The 16,453-nt window shown below is 66.1% G+C and carries 18 protein-coding genes; 8 read left to right on the forward strand and 10 right to left on the reverse strand.

Annotation, left to right across the window (positions count from 1 at the left end):
- Positions 1–28 precede the first annotated feature (28 nt).
- Positions 29–961 carry a LysR family transcriptional regulator gene (locus PZL22_RS16145; protein WP_003528826.1) on the forward strand — a complete coding sequence of 311 codons (933 nt, stop codon included), beginning with the start codon at positions 29–31 and terminating at the stop codon, positions 959–961.
- Positions 962–1,005: 44 nt separating this feature from the next.
- On the opposite strand, the gene cobM is transcribed toward PZL22_RS16145, so the two are convergent.
- Positions 1,006–1,764, reverse strand: coding sequence for a precorrin-4 C(11)-methyltransferase (cobM, locus tag PZL22_RS16150; protein WP_003528824.1), 759 nt, complete (start codon positions 1,762–1,764; stop codon positions 1,006–1,008).
- A gap of 38 nt (positions 1,765–1,802) precedes the next feature.
- Positions 1,803–3,035 carry a bifunctional cobalt-precorrin-7 (C(5))-methyltransferase/cobalt-precorrin-6B (C(15))-methyltransferase gene (locus PZL22_RS16155; protein ID WP_003528821.1) on the reverse strand — a complete coding sequence of 411 codons (1,233 nt, stop codon included), beginning with the start codon at positions 3,033–3,035 and terminating at the stop codon, positions 1,803–1,805.
- On the opposite strand from PZL22_RS16155, the gene PZL22_RS16160 reads away from it, so the two are divergent.
- The gene (locus tag PZL22_RS16160; protein WP_003528819.1) at positions 3,013–3,813 is read left to right on the forward strand and encodes a cobalt-precorrin-6A reductase; all 801 of its coding nucleotides are present in this window, start codon (positions 3,013–3,015) and stop codon (positions 3,811–3,813) included. The genes PZL22_RS16155 and PZL22_RS16160 overlap by 23 nt on opposite strands.
- Here PZL22_RS16160 and PZL22_RS16165 read toward each other — a convergent pair.
- From PZL22_RS16165 to ung, 6 genes are all read right to left on the reverse strand, one after another.
- Positions 3,777–4,541, reverse strand: coding sequence for a precorrin-3B C(17)-methyltransferase (locus PZL22_RS16165; protein ID WP_003528817.1), 765 nt, complete (start codon positions 4,539–4,541; stop codon positions 3,777–3,779). The genes PZL22_RS16160 and PZL22_RS16165 overlap by 37 nt on opposite strands.
- A complete protein-coding gene (locus PZL22_RS16170; RefSeq protein WP_003528814.1) occupies positions 4,538–5,293 on the reverse strand; it encodes a precorrin-2 C(20)-methyltransferase in 756 nt (251 codons plus the stop codon). Before PZL22_RS16170 ends, PZL22_RS16165 begins: the two co-directional genes overlap by 4 nt.
- Positions 5,290–5,922, reverse strand: a complete 633-nt coding sequence (locus PZL22_RS16175; RefSeq protein WP_003528811.1) for a precorrin-8X methylmutase — start codon at positions 5,920–5,922, stop codon at positions 5,290–5,292. The genes PZL22_RS16170 and PZL22_RS16175 overlap by 4 nt, the downstream gene beginning before the upstream one ends.
- Positions 5,923–5,924: 2 nt before the next feature.
- Positions 5,925–7,292: a precorrin-3B synthase gene (gene cobG / locus PZL22_RS16180; RefSeq protein WP_033048614.1), complete on the reverse strand. Its 1,368-nt coding sequence runs from the start codon at positions 7,290–7,292 to the stop codon at positions 5,925–5,927.
- A 125-nt stretch (positions 7,293–7,417) separates the two neighbouring features.
- Positions 7,418–8,188 carry a precorrin-6A synthase (deacetylating) gene (cobF, locus tag PZL22_RS16185; protein WP_003528807.1) on the reverse strand — a complete coding sequence of 257 codons (771 nt, stop codon included), beginning with the start codon at positions 8,186–8,188 and terminating at the stop codon, positions 7,418–7,420.
- A 121-nt stretch (positions 8,189–8,309) separates the two neighbouring features.
- Positions 8,310–9,035 carry a uracil-DNA glycosylase gene (gene ung / locus PZL22_RS16190; RefSeq protein WP_003528805.1) on the reverse strand — a complete coding sequence of 242 codons (726 nt, stop codon included), beginning with the start codon at positions 9,033–9,035 and terminating at the stop codon, positions 8,310–8,312.
- Positions 9,036–9,237: 202 nt separating this feature from the next.
- Here ung and modA point away from each other — a divergent pair, with 202 nt between their 5' ends.
- The 3 genes from modA (at position 9,238) to modC (ending at position 11,964) form a co-directional block, all read left to right on the forward strand.
- Positions 9,238–10,023, forward strand: a complete 786-nt coding sequence (gene modA / locus PZL22_RS16195) for a molybdate ABC transporter substrate-binding protein (RefSeq protein ID WP_003528803.1) — start codon at positions 9,238–9,240, stop codon at positions 10,021–10,023.
- A gap of 178 nt (positions 10,024–10,201) precedes the next feature.
- Positions 10,202–10,894, forward strand: coding sequence for a molybdate ABC transporter permease subunit (modB, locus tag PZL22_RS16200; protein WP_003528801.1), 693 nt, complete (start codon positions 10,202–10,204; stop codon positions 10,892–10,894).
- Complete coding sequence (gene modC / locus PZL22_RS16205) at positions 10,891–11,964, forward strand: molybdenum ABC transporter ATP-binding protein (RefSeq protein WP_003528799.1); 1,074 nt, start codon at positions 10,891–10,893, stop codon at positions 11,962–11,964. The genes modB and modC overlap by 4 nt, the downstream gene beginning before the upstream one ends.
- Positions 11,965–11,976: 12 nt before the next feature.
- Here the strand turns inward: modC and PZL22_RS16210 are convergent, their stop codons facing one another.
- Positions 11,977–12,372 (reverse strand): winged helix-turn-helix domain-containing protein, encoded by a 396-nt coding sequence (locus tag PZL22_RS16210; RefSeq protein WP_033048618.1) that lies wholly within the window; start codon positions 12,370–12,372, stop codon positions 11,977–11,979.
- 170 nt (positions 12,373–12,542) lie between these two features.
- On the opposite strand from PZL22_RS16210, the gene PZL22_RS16215 reads away from it, so the two are divergent.
- Positions 12,543–13,880 carry an NAD(P)/FAD-dependent oxidoreductase gene (locus tag PZL22_RS16215; protein ID WP_003528795.1) on the forward strand — a complete coding sequence of 446 codons (1,338 nt, stop codon included), beginning with the start codon at positions 12,543–12,545 and terminating at the stop codon, positions 13,878–13,880.
- A gap of 21 nt (positions 13,881–13,901) precedes the next feature.
- Here PZL22_RS16215 and PZL22_RS16220 read toward each other — a convergent pair whose 3' ends face one another.
- Positions 13,902–14,024 (reverse strand): hypothetical protein, encoded by a 123-nt coding sequence (locus PZL22_RS16220; protein WP_003528793.1) that lies wholly within the window; start codon positions 14,022–14,024, stop codon positions 13,902–13,904.
- A gap of 181 nt (positions 14,025–14,205) precedes the next feature.
- Between PZL22_RS16220 and PZL22_RS16225 the strand changes: the two genes are divergently transcribed.
- Together PZL22_RS16225 and PZL22_RS16230 are read left to right on the forward strand one after the other, a co-directional pair.
- The gene (locus tag PZL22_RS16225) at positions 14,206–15,438 is read left to right on the forward strand and encodes a 3-methyl-2-oxobutanoate dehydrogenase (2-methylpropanoyl-transferring) subunit alpha (protein ID WP_003528791.1); all 1,233 of its coding nucleotides are present in this window, start codon (positions 14,206–14,208) and stop codon (positions 15,436–15,438) included.
- Between the two features lies 1 nt (position 15,439).
- Positions 15,440–16,453: an alpha-ketoacid dehydrogenase subunit beta gene (locus PZL22_RS16230; protein WP_003528789.1), complete on the forward strand. Its 1,014-nt coding sequence runs from the start codon at positions 15,440–15,442 to the stop codon at positions 16,451–16,453.

Genomic DNA, 16,453 nt, shown 5'->3' on the forward strand with positions numbered 1-16,453 from the left:
TCGAGAATGCATAAGATTATGCCAAATAATGGATAAATCTGACATCACCTTGGAGCGCATGCGCACCTTCGCCCGCGTGGCGGAGCGTGGGAGTCTCAGTGCAGTCGCGCGCGAACTCGGAGTAGGTCAATCGACCGTAACACGCCACCTGCGCGAGCTTGAGGAGGCCGTGGGCGTGCCTTTGCTGAGCAGGACGACCCGGCGCGTCATGATGACCGACGAAGGCAGCCGCTATTACGCCCGAAGCGTCGAGATCCTGCGTCTGGTCGAGCAGGCCAGCGATGAGGTGCGCGGCACGCGCGGCGCTCAAGCCGGTACGATCCGAGTCTCCTGCACGGCGGCTTTCGGCGTGCTGCATGTCAGCCGGCTGATCTTCGCCTTTCAGGACCTTTTTCCGGAGATCGGCATCGACCTGAGCCTCAGCGATGAGCGCGTCGACCTCGTGCGGGAGGGGATTGATGTGGCGATCCGCCTGGGGCCTGTCAGCGACAGTTCGATGCGGATGAAAGCGCTTGGCCAAAGCCGGCGGCTGCTGGTGGCAGCGCCGGCCTACCTCGCGGAGCGCGGAAGACCGGCCACTCCGCAGGAGCTCATCGGACACGAAGGCATCCGGATGTCGAATGTGTCAGGCAGCGAAACACTCGCCCTGCAGGGGCGGGATGGCAAGTACCACGCCGTCCCCTTCGGCGGGCGCTTGAGAGTGGACCATGGACTGGCCGTGCGCGAAGCGCTCATCGCCGGACGCGGAATCGTGCCAGCGCATCGTTGGCTTGTCGGCGATCTTCTGGAGGCGGGAAGGATCGAGGCGGTGCTGCCCGGCTATTCGCTTCCTTTCGTGCCGCTCAACATGCTGATCGTACCGGAACGCGCCGGCATCTCCCGGGTGCGCCTTCTCATCGACTTCCTCGCAAATGAGATCGGCAAGCTCCCGGGAATGGACCGTTCGCCGAACAGGCAATGATCAGCCGGCTTTCCGCTGTGGCACTTTGAACGATGCCCGCCCGTTCAATCGCGCCCGCGGAACCGGCGCTGATAGGCCGGGTCGTAGAGCGAACTCTCGCGGAAATCCGATGCCTCCAGGCCCGGTCCGACGAAGATCAGCGCAGTGCGTTCGATCGGTTCCGCCGCAACCCTGGCTGCGATGTCGCCGAGCGTGCCGCGGACGACGCGCTCGTCCGGCCAGGAGGCCTTGACCACGATCGCGACCGGGCAGTCGGCGCCGTAAAGCGGCGTCAGCTCCTCGACCACCTGACCAAGCGCGTGAATCGCAAGATGGATCGCAAGCGTCGAACCGGTGGCTCCGAAGGCGGCGAGCGTCTCGCTGTTCGGCATCGGCGAGGCACGACCGGATACGCGGGTCAGCACCAGGCTCTGCGCGACCGCCGGGATCGTCAGCTCGCGGCCGAGCGTCGCGGCAGCGGCAGCGAAGGCGGGGACACCCGGCGTCATCGTGTAGGCGATCCCATTCTTCTCCAGCCGGCGGATCTGCTCTGCCACCGCGCTCCAGACGGAGAGATCGCCGGAATGCAGCCGGGCGACATCCTCGCCGGCTTCGGCGGCGCGGACATATTCCGCCTCGATCTCGTCGAGCGACATCGGCGCCGTATCGATAATGCGGGCGCCCGGCGGGCAATATTGCAAGAGCTCGGGCGATACGATCGAACCGGCGTAGAGGCAGACGGGGCAGCGGCCAATCAGGTCCCTGCCCCTGACCGTGATGAGGTCTGCCGCGCCCGGGCCTGCGCCGATGAAATGAACCGTCATGATCTGTCCTTTCGAAAAAGCATGGTTCGAAGATCGGCTCACGCCTTGATCCACGACCATTGCGTGACCGGCATGGCCGGCCGCCAGCCCGTCATGGCGCCGACGGGCGAGGCCCGGGCGATGTCGATGCGGATCAGCGAGCCGCCGAACTGCGCATGTCGGGCGAGCAGCACCGCTTCCATCTCCGTCGTCACGGCATTGGCCACGAGACGTCCGCCGGGCGCGAGCGCTGCAATCGCCGCCTCCATCACGCCGGGCTCGCTGCCGCCGCCGCCGATGAAGATCACGTCCGGCCGCGGAAGCCCTCGCAGCGCCTCCGGCGCCTGCCCTTCGACGACCACAAGCCCCGGAACGCCGAAGCGGACCGCATTGCGGCCGATCCGCGCAGCCCGTTCGGACGACGCCTCTATGGCGACGGCGCGCATCGCCGGATCGGCAAGCATCCATTCGATCGCGATCGAGCCTGAGCCGGCGCCGATGTCCCAGAGGAGTTCGCCCTTGCGCGGCGCGAGTGCCGAGAGGGTCAGCGCCCGCACCTCCCGCTTGGTGATCTGGCCGTCATGCTCGAAAAGCCGCTCGTCCAGGCCGTTCGCAAGCGTCAGAACGCGTGCATCGGCATCGGCCACCACCTCAAGCGCGCAGACGTTCAGCGCGTTGATTTCCTCCATCGCGAAGCCGGAAGCGAGGTGGCGGGAGACACGCTCGCCTGCGCCGCCGAGCGCCTCGAGAACCGTAAGCCGTGACTGACCGAATCCGCTTTCTGCAAGCAGCCCGGCAAGCGCCTTCGGCCCGCTCTCGTCCGAGGTCAGCGTCAGGACGCGCGCGCCCGGCTGAAGATGCGGCCTTATGAGATCGAGCGGACGGCCGTGCAGCGAAACGGTCGCGACCTCCTGCAGCGGCCAGCCGAGCCGGGAAGCGGCGAGGCTGAAGGCGGACGGCGCGGGGATGGTGCGCATTTCCGCGGCATCTACGCGGCGCGCCAGCGTGGCGCCGACGCCGTAAAGAAACGGATCGCCGGAGGCGAGCACAACGACGGGGCTGCCGCGACGGGCGACGATCGCCTCCACCGATCTTTCAAACGGGCTCTGCCAGATATGGCGTTCGCCACCGATCAGCGGCGCAGCGAGTTCCAAATGGCGGGCTCCGCCGAAGACGACGGGAGCTGCCTGGATGAGGCGCTTGGCCTCGTCGCCGAGACCGGCTACACCGTCTTCTCCGATACCGATCACGATGAGCCAGGGAGCGACGATGGCCGAGCCACTGTTCGACATGTCAGCCACGGGCAGACCTCGCATTCTGATCCTGGGCGGAACGACCGAGGCGCGGCAGCTCGCAGAGCGCCTGGTCTCGGAACCCCATTACGATACGGCGATCTCGCTTGCCGGCCGTACCGCCGATCCCCGCCCGCAGCCGCTTCCTACGCGCACCGGCGGCTTCGGCGGCGCCGAAGGGCTCGCCGTCTTCCTGCGCGAGCGAAACATCGCCCTGCTGATCGATGCGACGCACCCCTTCGCCGCCCGCATCTCGCTCAACGCAGCCGCAGCGGCTAAGATGACCGGAACGCCGCTCCTCGCGCTCCGCCGCGCCGCCTGGGCTGCAGAACCCGGCGATCGATGGACATGCGTCGGAAGCGTCGCGGAAGCGGTTCCCGCATTGGGCGAGGCGCCGCGCCGCGTCTTTCTGGCAATCGGCCGGCAGGAGGCTTTCCATTTCGAGAGGGCGCCGCAGCACAGCTACCTCGTGCGCAGCGTCGATCCGGTGATGCCGCCGCTCGATCTGCCGGATGTCACCGCCATCCTCGCCTCCGGCCCCTTTGCGCAGGCCGACGAAACAGAACTGCTCGAACGTCACGGGATCGACGTCATCGTCGCCAAGAACAGCGGCGGCGCGGCCACCTACGGCAAGATAGCGGCGGCGCGTCAGCTCGGGATCGAGGTGGTGATGGTCGAGCGCCACAAGCCTGCCGACGTTCAATCGGTCGGCGACTGTGACGAGGCGCTCGAACGCATCCGTCAATGGCTTTCTCCGGTGAAGGACCGCGGCGTGTAGACGAGGTCGTGCTTTCCCTCGCGGGCGATGATGCGCGTCTCCGGCGAACCGATGATCACGCAGGTCGCCATGTCGGCGCGGCCGGCGTCGGCCTCGCCGAGCGGCATGACCGCGATGCGCTCGTCGGGCCGCCCGGCGGCGCGGCCGAAGATCACCGGAACTTGGGCCGGCAGCACCTGCCGCAGTACCTCGAAGGCCTCGCCGAGCTGCCAGGGACGCGCCTTGCTGATCGGATTGTAGAGCGCGATGACGAGCCCCGCTTCGGCGGCAAGCCTCAACCGCCGGGTGATGACATCCCAGGGCTTCAGATTATCGGAAAGCGACATGGCGCAGAAATCGTGTCCGAGCGGTGCCCCGATCCGGGCTGCGACCGCGAGCATTGCGGTGACGCCGGGCGTGATCGTGAGATCGACCTCACGCCATTCCTGCGGCCCCTTGTCGATCGCCTCGCAGACGGCGGCCGCCATCGCGAAGATGCCGGGATCGCCGCCGGAGACGACGCAGACATCCGCCCCGGCTGCGGCGCGCGCGAGCGCTGCCTGGGCGCGGTCGAGCTCCTCGCGGTTGTCCGAAGCGATGCGCCGTTGATCAGCCCGAAGATGCAGTCGATCGAGATATGGGCCGTAGCCGAAGAACTCGGTAGCGACCGCAATCGCGTCTTCGGCCTCGGGGGTCATTTGTGCCGGATTGCCGGGGCCGGTGCCGACGATGAAGAGCTTTCCGGTCATGCCCTGCCCTCCGATCCGGGCCTGTCCTTCCAGCCTGGAACGAGCACCAGCGAGAAATAGGGCGCCTCGTCGTCCGGCTTCTCGCCGAGCGGAACCATCGCTGCATTCCTCATGGTGCCGCGCTCGACATAGACGGCCGCCTCGAGCCTGCCTGCCGCCGCCAGCGCCCGGCGGATCTTCGGCAGGTTTCGGCCGACCTTCATGATGACCGCGGCCTGCGTGTCGGCAAGGCGGCGCCGAAGCTCGCCCTCGCCCATCGTGCCGGGGAGAACCGAGAGCACGTCGTCGCCCTGCACCAGCGGCAGCCCCGCGAGCGACCAGCAGCCGGACATTGCGGTGATGCCCGGAATGACCTCGGCCGGGAAACGGCCGGCAAGCCGCACATGGAGGTGCATGTAGGAGCCGTAGAAAAGCGGATCGCCCTCGCTCAGCACCGCGACTGTTCGTCCGGCGAGAAGATGCGCGGCGACGGCCTCGGCCGAGGCGTCGTAGAAGTCGGTGATCTGGCGCTTATAGGCGTCATGATCCTTGTCGATCTCAGTCGTCACCGGGTAGTAGAGCGGCAATTCGGTCATGCCCGGCTTCAAAAGACCTTCGACCACCGCGCGGCCGTTGCCGTTGCGTCCGGCCTTGGCGAAATAGGCGACGACATCCGCTTCGCCAAGCGCCCGGACCGCCTTTACGGTCAGGAGTTCAGGATCGCCGGGACCCGTTCCGACGCCGATAAGCCGGCCTGATTCCACGCCGCTCACAGGCCCGGCCTCGCGAGAGAATTCAGTGCGGCGGCGGTCATCGCGCTGCCGCCGAGGCGGCCACGTACGATCGCAAAGGGAACGCCATAGGAATTTTCGGCGAGCGCGTCCTTCGATTCGGCCGCACCGACGAAACCGACCGGCATTCCGAGGATCGCCGCCGGCTTCGGGGCGCCGTCGCGCAGCATCTCGAGCAGATAGAACAGTGCGGTCGGCGCATTGCCGATCGCAACGACGGAGCCAGCCATCCGCTCACCCCAGAGCTTCAACGCCGCGGCGGAACGCGTATTGCCGATCTCGGTCGCAATCTCCGCGGTGCGCGGATCGCGGAGCGTGCAGATCACCTCGTTTCCGGCGGGCAGCCGGGCGCGGGTCACACCATGGGCGACCATTTCGGCGTCGCAGAGAATCGGCGCGCCGTCTTTCAGCGCCGCGCGCGCGGCGGAGACGAAGCCGGGCGAGAACACAAATTGGCGCACCGCCTCGACCGAGCCGCAGGCATGCACCATGCGTATGGCGAGATCGGCTTCCTCCTCCGAAAATCCGGAAAGGTCGGCTTCCGCGCGGATGATCGCGAAGGAACGCTCATAGATGGCGTTGCCATCGCGGATGTAATCGTAATCAGGCATTTCTATCCCTGTTCAAACGCGGCGGCGATGCGCGCGGTCCCGAGCCGTGTAAGACAGGACAGCGCCGATTCGCCAGCGTCTTTGTTTTCCCGCACGAGCGCGTTCAGCGCGCCGAACGCAGATCCTATTCCGTTTTCATCCCTGTAGGCACTCGGCGCGACGGAAGCAGTGCCATTTACGACAAGCGCATATCCTGATGGCGCACCGACGAGCGTCAGCGGCGACGCCGTGGGGCTGGCGCAACCCTTGGGACAGCCGGAGAGATGCACCGTCGCCGAACCGTCGAGGAGGTCCGGCGCAGCTTCCAGCAACAGCCTCGCCATCGCCTTTGTGTCCATCCGCGCCGAGGCGCAGGCGAGGCCCGCGCAGGTGGCTATGTGATTGCGCGGATCGCCGGAGGCGACCAGAAAGCCGTGCGCAGAGGCGAGCCGTTGCGCAACGGCCGCCGTTTCGCCCGAAAGACCGAGGACGAACAGACCGTGCGGGGGTGCCAAGCGTATCTCGTTTGCGCCGAGTTCCTCCGCCTGCCGGAGGAATGCGACGAGACTACCCGCATCGGTTTGCGCGAAGGCCAGCCCGATGCCAAGCACGGTGCCGGCGCCGCCGAAGTGGTGGATGCCCGCCGGTGGCGGCGAAAAAACGGGACCGTCCACGCGCGGCAGGGCATCGCCGGCAGCCGCGCGCTGCCGAAGAAGATCGGCATCGAGCTCGCGGGCGCGGGAAGCGGGACCGCGCGCAGTGAGATCTCCCAGGATTTCGAGAACCATCGGGACGATATCTTTCGATTCCAGGAGCGCGACGGGCTTTGCCGAACGCGCCGTCCCGCCGAGCGAAAACAGCCATCGCACGCCGCCCTCATGCTCGAGCGCAGAGACACGCAGGTCGGCGGTCAGGCTTCCCAGGTGGAAGCGGCCGCCTCCATCCACGACGATCGAAAGTTTCGGCGCAAGCCTGAGCGCCTCACCCGCGCCGGAGATCGCCACGCGCAGCGCGCGGGCGAGCGGGCGAGGATCGGCGATTTCGTCCGGGTCGAATCCGGCAAGCGGCGGCGTCTCGATCGCGACCCCTTCGGCAATGGCTATCTCCGCCGCCCCTATCGCTTCGGCGAGCGCCGGAACGCTTTCCGGCGTCAGGCCGCGTATCTGCAGGTTGCCGCGTGCGGTGACCTCAATGACCCCGCTGCCGCATCTCGCAGCCGCACCGGCAATCGCCCTCATCTCCGCCGGCGTCAGACCGTCGCCCGCCGGTCGCAGCCGCACGAGCAGGCCGTCCCCGGTCTGCATCGGCGCCGCCAGCGAGGGACAGCTCCCGCGGCGCATCGATGTGCCGGTCGCAGATCGGTCGGCTCGTGGAGCGGCGCAGCTTGTCATTCGTCTTCGGTGATCCTTCGGTGTCTCGGAGCCGTCACGGCAGGACTGATCGATCGAGCCTATATCACAGGCGGGCGCGTCGAGAGAGATCAAAGATCGGCGGCCAAGAGCACGGCAATGCCCGTTTACTCTTCGAAATCGGCGCCCTTGCGCAGCAGATAGATATCCATGATCCAGCCCATCCGCTCGCGCGCCGCGGCCCGCGCTTCGAGAATCTGCTCTTTCACCTCGGCGAGGCGCCCTGCAATGACGATCTCGTCGGGCGTGCCGAGATAGGCGCCCCAATAAATCTCGGCGTCCGGATCCTCGATCTTCCGGAACGCCTGCTCGCCGTCGAGCATGACGACGGCCGTCTCGTTCCTGTGCGGAAAACTTTCGGCGAGCCGCCGGCCGGTGGTGATTTCCACCGGCTTGCCGACGAGGTTCAACGGGATGCGATGGCTGGCACAGAGCGCCTGCAGGCTGGTAATGCCCGGAATGACGTCGTAGCCGAAGGTGACCCGGCCGCGCGTCTTCACGCGTTCGACGATGCGGATCGTGCTGTCATAAAGCATCGGATCGCCCCAGACGAGGAAGGCGCCGGTCTGCCCTTCCGCAAGCTCGCTCTCCAGCAGCGCCTCGTAGGCGGCGGCAATGCCCGCATGCCAGTCGTCCACGCTTTCCACGTAGCTGCGGCCTTCGGTGCGGCGGACGGGCACGGCGAATTCGACGGTGCGGCTGCCGGCCCGCGTCACGTAACGGGCGCATATCCCGCGGCGCAGCTCGGCGAGCTCGGTCTTCTTCTCCCCTTTGGTCGGGATGAAGAGCACATCAGCCCGGTTCAGCGCATTGATCGCCTGAACCGTCATGTGCTCGGGGTTGCCCGCACCGATACCGATGATCAGGATGTGTCGCATGCCGTCTCCCATCGCGCCACCCGCATAGCCGGGCCAGTCCTACCCGCATAGTCGGGCAGTCTTTGACGGATCGCCGCGGCGGGTGCAAGGCCCATTCGCGACGGCAAACGCTACGGCCGCGTCAGCAGTTCGGCGCCATCTGCCGCTCGACGGCCAAGGGGGGATCTTCCGGCAACCGCCAATCGATCGGATCCAACCCCTTGGACGTTAAAAACGCGTTCGCCTTGGAGAAATGCCGGCATCCGAAGAACCCCGCATGGGCCGATAAGGGTGACGGATGCGGTGCGGTGAGCACGAGGTGACGCGAACGATCGACAAAAGCGGCCTTGCGTTGTGCGTAAGAGCCCCAGAGCATGAAGACGACGGGCTGCGCCTGCTCGTTGACCGCCCGGATTACGGCGTCGGTGAAGCGCTCCCAGCCCCTGCCCTGGTGCGAGGCCGCGCGGCCACGCTCGACGGTCAGCACGCTGTTCAGAAGCAGCACGCCCTGGCGCGCCCAGCTTTCGAGGAAGCCGTGGCGCGCCGGCGGAATACCCAGGTCTTCCTGCAATTCCTTGTAGATGTTGACGAGTGAAGGGGGCGTGCGCACGCCCGGACGAACGCTGAAGCAGAGCCCATGCGCCTGCCCGTCGCCATGATAGGGATCCTGGCCGAGGATGACGACGCGTACCCTGTCGAGCGGGGTCAGATCGAGCGCACGGAAATATTCGACGCCCCTCGGAAAAATCTGCCGACCCTGCTGCTTCTCCTCCAGCAGGAACCGCTTGAGCTCGGCCATGTAACCGTGGCGGAATTCCCCGCCCAGAACGGCTTTCCAGCTTTCTTCCAGCCTGATCGTCGCGTCCATGTGGATCGTCCACCTCCTTGGGTCCCATTCCGGAATTTAGACGCCTGGGCGCCTATCGCAAGCGCTCGCGTAGTCTCCGCCCCATCGGTTCACCGATTTTGATTACGGCGCAACGGCCGCATTGTATTTCTACGAATATAGCGGTAACCAAAATACCGAAGCGTTATATCTTGGGAAATATCACGAACGGGGAGACTTGGGTGTGACAACGAGAAGAGACTGGCTCAAGGCCATATCACTGGCGCTCGGCGTGGTCCTGGCGGGAACGGCCTTTGCACCGGCCCAGGCGGCGGAGAAGGTCAGCGTGTTCGCAGCGGCGAGCCTCAAGAATGCGCTCGATGCGATCAACGGCGAATGGCTCAAGCAGACCGGCAAGGAAGCGATCGTGTCCTATGCGGCGAGTTCGGCGCTGGCGAAACAGATCGAGCAGGGCGCGCCCGCCGATGTGTTCATCTCGGCCGATCTTGCCTGGATGGATTATCTCGCCGACAAGAAGCTGATCAAGGCCGACACGCGCTCCAACCTGCTCGGCAATCGCATCGTCCTCGTCTCCGGCAAGTCGGACGCCCCGGCTGTCGAGATCGAGCCGGGTCTCGACCTCGCCGGTCTTCTCGGCGACGGGCGATTGGCCATGGGAGCCGTGGATTCCGTCCCCGCCGGCAAGTATGGCAAGGCCGCGCTGGAAAAGCTTGGGCTGTGGCCGAACGTTGCCGGAAAGGTCGCCGGCGCCGAAAGCGTCCGCGCCGCCCTCCTCCTCGTGTCGCGTGGCGAGGCGCCCTACGGCATCGTCTACCGAACCGACGCCGCAGCCGATGCCAATGTGAAAGTGGTCGGCACCTTCCCCGAGGACAGCCACCCGCCAATCATCTACCCGGTCGCGATCACCGCGGACAGCAGGAATGCCGATGCCGCCGCCTACCTCGAATTCGTCCGCTCGCCGGAGGCGGCGGCGCTTTTCCAGGCCGAGGGCTTCACGGTTCTGGAATAGAAACTGGAGCGGGACGAGGAAAAGTGTGTGCGGTTTTCCGCCCGCATCCCGCGTCTCAATTTCTTGGAATCGATCACGCTCATGTTTTCAGGCCGACTCGACCTGAAAAAATGAACGTGATCTAGCGAATGATTGCACGACACGGCGCGTCAGGAACGGGAGTACGAGCTTGGACTGGATGGCATTGAGCGACGCGGAGTGGACGGCCGTCCGCCTGAGCCTGCGGGTCGCCACCGTAGCGATGCTTGCGAGCCTCCCGCCTGCGCTCCTCGTCTCGATGATACTTGCGCGCGGCCGCTTCTGGGGCAAGTCGCTCCTGAACGGCCTCGTCCATATGCCGCTGATCCTCCCGCCGGTAGTCACGGGCTTCGCTCTGCTGCTCCTTTTCGGCCGGCGCGGACCGGTCGGTGCATTTCTCGCGGAGAACTTCGGCCTGGTCTTTTCCTTCCGCTGGACGGGAGCGGCGCTCGCCTGCGCGGTAATGGGCTTCCCCTTGATGGTCCGCAGCATCCGGCTGTCGATCGAAGCAGTCGACCGCAAGCTCGAAGAGGCGGCGGGTACCCTCGGCGCGAGCCCCGCCTGGATATTCCTGACGGTCACCTTGCCCCTGATCCTCCCCGGCATTCTCGCCGGCATGGTCCTTTCCTTCGCCAAGGCCATGGGCGAATTCGGCGCGACCATCACCTTCGTCTCCAATATTCCCGGCGAGACGCAGACGCTTTCCGCCGCGATCTATACCTTCACACAGGTGCCGGGCGGCGACGCCGGCGCGATGCGCCTTGCCGTGATCTCGGTCGTCATTTCGATGGCGGCGCTGATGCTTTCGGAAGCCATGGCTTCAGCAGCGGCGCGGCGGACGGTGGCGGCATGAGGCTCGAGGTCGAAGCGCGCCTTCGTCTCGGCTCCTTCGCGATCGACGCCGCCTTCGGCTCGGAGGGCGGGGTGACCGCTCTTTTCGGCCGCTCCGGCTCCGGCAAGACCTCGCTTGTCAACATCATCGCCGGCCTCCTCCGGCCCGATCAGGGCCGCGTCGTGCTCGACGGCGACACGATCGCCGACAGTGAGCGCCGGCTTTTCACCCCCGTCCACCGCCGCCGCTTTGCCTATGTGTTCCAGGAAGCCCGCCTCTTTCCGCATCTGAGCGTCCGCGGAAATCTTGCCTATGGCCGCTGGTTCGCAGGCGCGGCGCGGTCAGGGCCCGAATTCGGCAGGATCGTCGAAATGCTCGGCATCGGCCATTTGCTCGATCGCATGCCCTCGAAGCTCTCGGGCGGCGAGCGGCAGCGCGTCGCCATCGGCCGGGCGCTGCTCGCTTTCCCCCGCCTGCTCTTGATGGACGAGCCGCTCGCCGCGCTCGACGACGCCAGAAAGGCCGAAATCCTGCCCTATCTGGAGCGGCTGCGCGACGAGACGCGGATTCCGATCGTCTATGTCAGTCATTCGGTGGCTGAAGTGGCGCGGCTGGCGGAGCGCGTCGTCGTCATGGAAAACGGCCGGGTCAAGGCCTCCGGCAAAACGGCGGCCGTTCTGAACGAGCCGTTCCCGACATCCGGCCCCGGCCGGCGAGAAGCCGGCGCGTTGATCGAGGGCATCGTCGACAGTCATGACGAAGGCCACGAGCTGACTGTGGTACGCGCCGGAGACTGCCTGATCCGCGTGCCGCATCTCGTCGCCGAGCCCGGGCAGAGACTTCGCCTCTACATCGCGGCGCGCGACGTCATGCTGGCGACCCGCCGCCCGGAAGGCATCAGCGCCCTCAACGTGCTTCCGGGAACGATCGTCGGCCTCTCTTCGCCGCGGCAAGGAAGCATCGACGTGCGCGTAGACTGCGGCGGCAACGTCATTGCCGCGCGAGTCACCACCCTTTCCCGCGATGCGCTCGACCTGCGGCCGGGGAAGCAGGTGCACGCCGTCGTCAAGACCGTCGCGCTCGATTATTAGAGAAGCGAATGGTTAGAACGGCTTTCCAGCTGGCTCATCTTGCGGAGCACCATTGCAGTCGCGCATGGCGTCCAGCCAATCGAGATCGTCCGCAATCGCCGCCTGTGCCTTGGCCTCCATCGCCCGGAAGCGCTCGATCAGCATCTCGCCGAAAGCGGTGAGGACGGCGCCGCCGCCCTGTTTGCCGCCACGCTGGGAGTCGACCGCCGGCTCCTTGAACATACGGTTCAGGGCGTCGACCAGTAGCCAGGCACGCCGGTAAGACATATCCATGGCCCGCCCGGCAGCGGAAATGGAGCCGGTCTCGCGGATGTGTTCCAAAAGCATGATCTTGCCGCGCCCGAGACGGTCGTCCGGCGGGAAGTCGATGCGGAGGATCGGGCGGAGGTCGGCTTCGGTGTCGCGCATGGAGCGAACATAAAGCCTGGCGCAGGAGACGGGAAGGCGCGACCGCTCAAAGACCATGCGGGAACTTCGGGCATGCGGGAACTGTGCATCGCCGCCCGAAACCGGCCGGGCAGGCTTGATCGAAGCCGACATTGGATGCAGCGATAGAAACAGCTGAACAAACCCAAGAGATGATCATGCCCGGCCCCGCTCTCGACCCCGTTGAAACCGATCCTTCGCTGCCCGGCAGTGCCGACGTCGTCATCATCGGCGGCGGTATCATCGGAGCGAGCACGGCGCTCTTTCTCGCCGAGCGCGGCGTGAAGGTGGTCCTCTGCGAGAAGGGCGTTCTCGGCGGCGAGCAATCGAGCCGCAACTGGGGCTGGGTTCGCGTCATGGGCCGCGATCGGCGCGAGATTCCCCTGGCGATGGAGGCGCTGAAAATCTGGGACACGCTCGATGCGCGCGTCGGCGGCGAGACCGGATTTCGCCGGAGCGGCATTCTCTATATTTCCGAAACGGAGCAGGACGTCGCCAACCGCGATGCCTGGCTCGCGATCGCGAAGCCGCATGGCGTCGACAGCCGCCAGCTCACCGCCGACGAGACCCGGGAGCGCATGGCCGGAGCGGCGATCCGCTACAAAGGCGCGCTCTATACGCCGAGCGATGGCCGAGCCGAGCCGCAGAAAGCGGTGCCTGCAATCGCGGCCGGAGCACGCCGCGCCGGCGCACGCATCGTGACCGGCTGTGCGGTGCGGGGGATCGAGAAGAGTGCGGGTCGGGTAAGCGCCGTCATCACCGAAAAGGGCCGTATCGAAACGTCAAAGGTGGTGCTTGCTGGCGGCGCCTGGTCGCGGCTCTTCTGCAAGGGCCTCGGCATTCGGCTGCCGCAGCTGAAGGTGCGCAACACCGTGCTCAGGACCGCACCGCTCGAGGGCGGCCCGGACGGCGCAGGCGCAACGGCGACTTACGCCTATCGCAAACGCCTCGACGGCGGCTACACGATCGCCACCGCGGGTGCCAATCTTCATCCGCTTGTGCCGGACACACTCGCATTCTTCCGCGATTTTTACGCGGCGAGACGGGCCGAGGGCGAAGCCGTGCAGGCAGGCTTGAGCGCCCAGAGCTGGCGCGAGCTTTTCGAAATCGCATCCGTGCCCCTCGATCGGCCTGGCGCCTTCGAGCGCCACCGCATCCTCGATCCGCGGCCTGATCCGAAATCCGTGCTCAAGGCATTCGAGGAAGCAAAAAAGGCCCTTCCGAAGCTCCGTACCGTCGAGCCGGTGCAGATCTGGGCCGGCCTGATCGATGTCACGCCGGACGTCGTGCCGGTCATTTCGCTCGCGCAAGAGCTGCCGGGCCTCGTCATCGCCACCGGCTTCTCCGGTCACGGCTTCGGCATCGGCCCCGGTGCCGGACATCTCGTCGCCGATCTCGTCACCGGAAACCCGCCGATCGTCGATCCCTCCGCGTTCCGCCTTTCTCGCTTTGCCGATGGCAGCCCGATAGAGATCGCGCCACCGGTCTGAGGGGCCGGTCGCCCGCCGGTCTCACGAAAGAAAATTACCCGCCACCAGCACCGGCATGGGCGTGCCAACGCGTGCCGCATGCATGCCGGCACGAATCTGTCTTTCTTCGCGCAGCAGCCGGGCGCGGCGGCGAAAGCCCTTCATCTGGCCCCTGACTCGTGGCAGTCTGTGCCCATATCCTGTCGGGAGAACGGGAGGCCGTAGCGGCATGGCAGGCGGGGCGGAGGAACCCCGGACGCCAGCCGGAACCGCCAGGCGGCGGCGCCGTTCTTCCGGGGTATCGAGGTTGCGCGACGCGCAATCCGGAAGGGAGGCCGGAACCCGCATGGATGAATTCAGCCGCTTGAGCCTGCATGTCCCCGAACCGGCCGTCCGGCCGGGCGATCTGCCCGATTTTTCCAACGTGAAGATACCAAAGGCGGGCTCGGTACCCCGGCCGGACGTCGATGTGGACCCCGAGGAGATCCGCGACCTCGCCTATTCGATCATTCGGGTGCTCAACCGCGAGGGCGAGGCAGTCGGCCCCTGGGCCGGCTTTCTTTCGGATGAGGAACTGCTGACGGGTCTCAGGCACATGATGCTGCTGCGCGCCTTCGACGCGCGCATGCTGATGGCGCAGCGTCAGGGCAAGACGTCCTTCTATATGCAGCATCTCGGCGAGGAGGCGGTGAGCTGCGCCTTCCGCAAGGCGCTTCGCAAGGGCGACATGAATTTTCCGACCTACCGCCAGGCGGGGCTCCTGATTGCCGACGACCACCCCATGGTCGAGATGATGAACCAGATCTTCTCGAACGAGCTCGATCCCTGCCACGGCCGGCAGCTGCCCGTCATGTACACGTCCAAGGAGCATGGCTTCTTCACGATATCAGGCAACCTCGCCACTCAATATGTCCAGGCCGTCGGTTGGGCCATGGCATCCGCCATCAAGAACGATACGCGGATCGCCGCCGGCTGGATCGGCGACGGCTCGACCGCCGAGTCGGATTTCCATTCCGCGCTGGTCTTCGCCTCCACCTACAAGGCGCCCGTCATTCTCAACATCGTCAACAACCAGTGGGCGATCTCCACTTTCCAGGGCATCGCACGAGGCGGTTCCGGCACCTTCGCCGCAAGGGGTCTGGGCTTCGGCATTCCGGCGCTCAGGGTCGACGGCAACGACTATCTGGCCGTCTATGCGGTGGCGCGCTGGGCGGCCGAGCGGGCGCGGCTCAATCTCGGTCCGACGCTGATCGAATACGTGACCTACCGCGTCGGCGCCCATTCGACCTCGGACGATCCGAGCGCCTATCGCCCGAAAACGGAATCGGAAGCCTGGCCGCTCGGCGACCCGGTCCTGCGCCTGAAGAAGCACCTGATCCTGCGCGGCGCCTGGTCGGAGGAGCGGCATGCGCAGGCGGAGGCGGAAATCATGGACGAAGTGATCCAGGCGCAGAAGGAAGCGGAACGCCACGGAACGCTGCATGCCGGCGGCAGGCCGTCGGTACGGGATATCTTCGAAGGCGTCTATGCCGAGATGCCGCCGCATATCCGCCGTCAACGGCAGAAGGCGGGGTACTGACATGGCCAGAATGACGATGATCGAAGCGGTGCGCAGCGCCATGGACGTGTCGATGGCGCGCGACGATAATGTCGTCGTCTTCGGCGAGGACGTCGGTTATTTCGGCGGCGTTTTCCGCTGCACACAGGGGCTTCAGGCGAAATACGGCAAGACGCGCTGCTTCGACACCCCCATCAGCGAGTCCGGCATCGTCGGCACCGCCATCGGCATGGCCGCCTACGGGCTGAAACCCTGCGTCGAGATTCAGTTTGCCGACTATATGTATCCCGCTTACGACCAGCTCACGCAGGAAGCTGCGCGCATCCGCTACCGCTCGAATGGCGACTTCACCTGCCCGATCGTCGTGCGCATGCCGACGGGCGGCGGCATCTTCGGCGGCCAGACCCATAGCCAGAGCCCGGAGGCGCTCTTCACCCATGTTTGCGGGCTGAAGGTCGTCGTGCCGTCGAATCCCTATGACGCCAAGGGCCTCCTCATCTCGGCGATCGAGGACCCGGACCCGGTGATCTTCCTGGAGCCGAAGCGGCTTTATAACGGCCCCTTCGACGGGCATCACGAACGCCCGGTCACGGCCTGGTCCAAGCACGAGCTCGGCGACGTTCCGGACGGTCACTATACGATCCCGATCGGCAAGGCCGAGATACGCCGCAAGGGCTCAGGCGTGACCGTCATCGCCTATGGTACGATGGTGCATGTGGCGCTCGCGGCGGCCGAGGAGACCGGTATCGACGCGGAAGTGATCGATCTGCGCAGTCTGTTGCCGCTCGACCTCGAGACGATCGTGCAATCGGCGAAGAAGACCGGGCGGTGCGTGGTCGTGCACGAGGCGACGCTGACCTCGGGATTCGGTGCCGAGCTCGCCGCCCTCGTTCAGGAACACTGCTTCTATCACCTCGAATCCCCGGTCGTCCGGGTAACGGGTTGGGACACGCCCTATCCGCACGCACAGGAGTGGGATTATTTCCCCGGTCCGGCACGCGTCGGGCGTGCGCTCGCCGAAGCGATGGAGGGCTGA

It is taken from the genome of Ensifer meliloti (assembly GCF_030064585.1).
Taxonomy (GTDB): Bacteria; Pseudomonadota; Alphaproteobacteria; order Rhizobiales; family Rhizobiaceae; genus Sinorhizobium; species Sinorhizobium meliloti.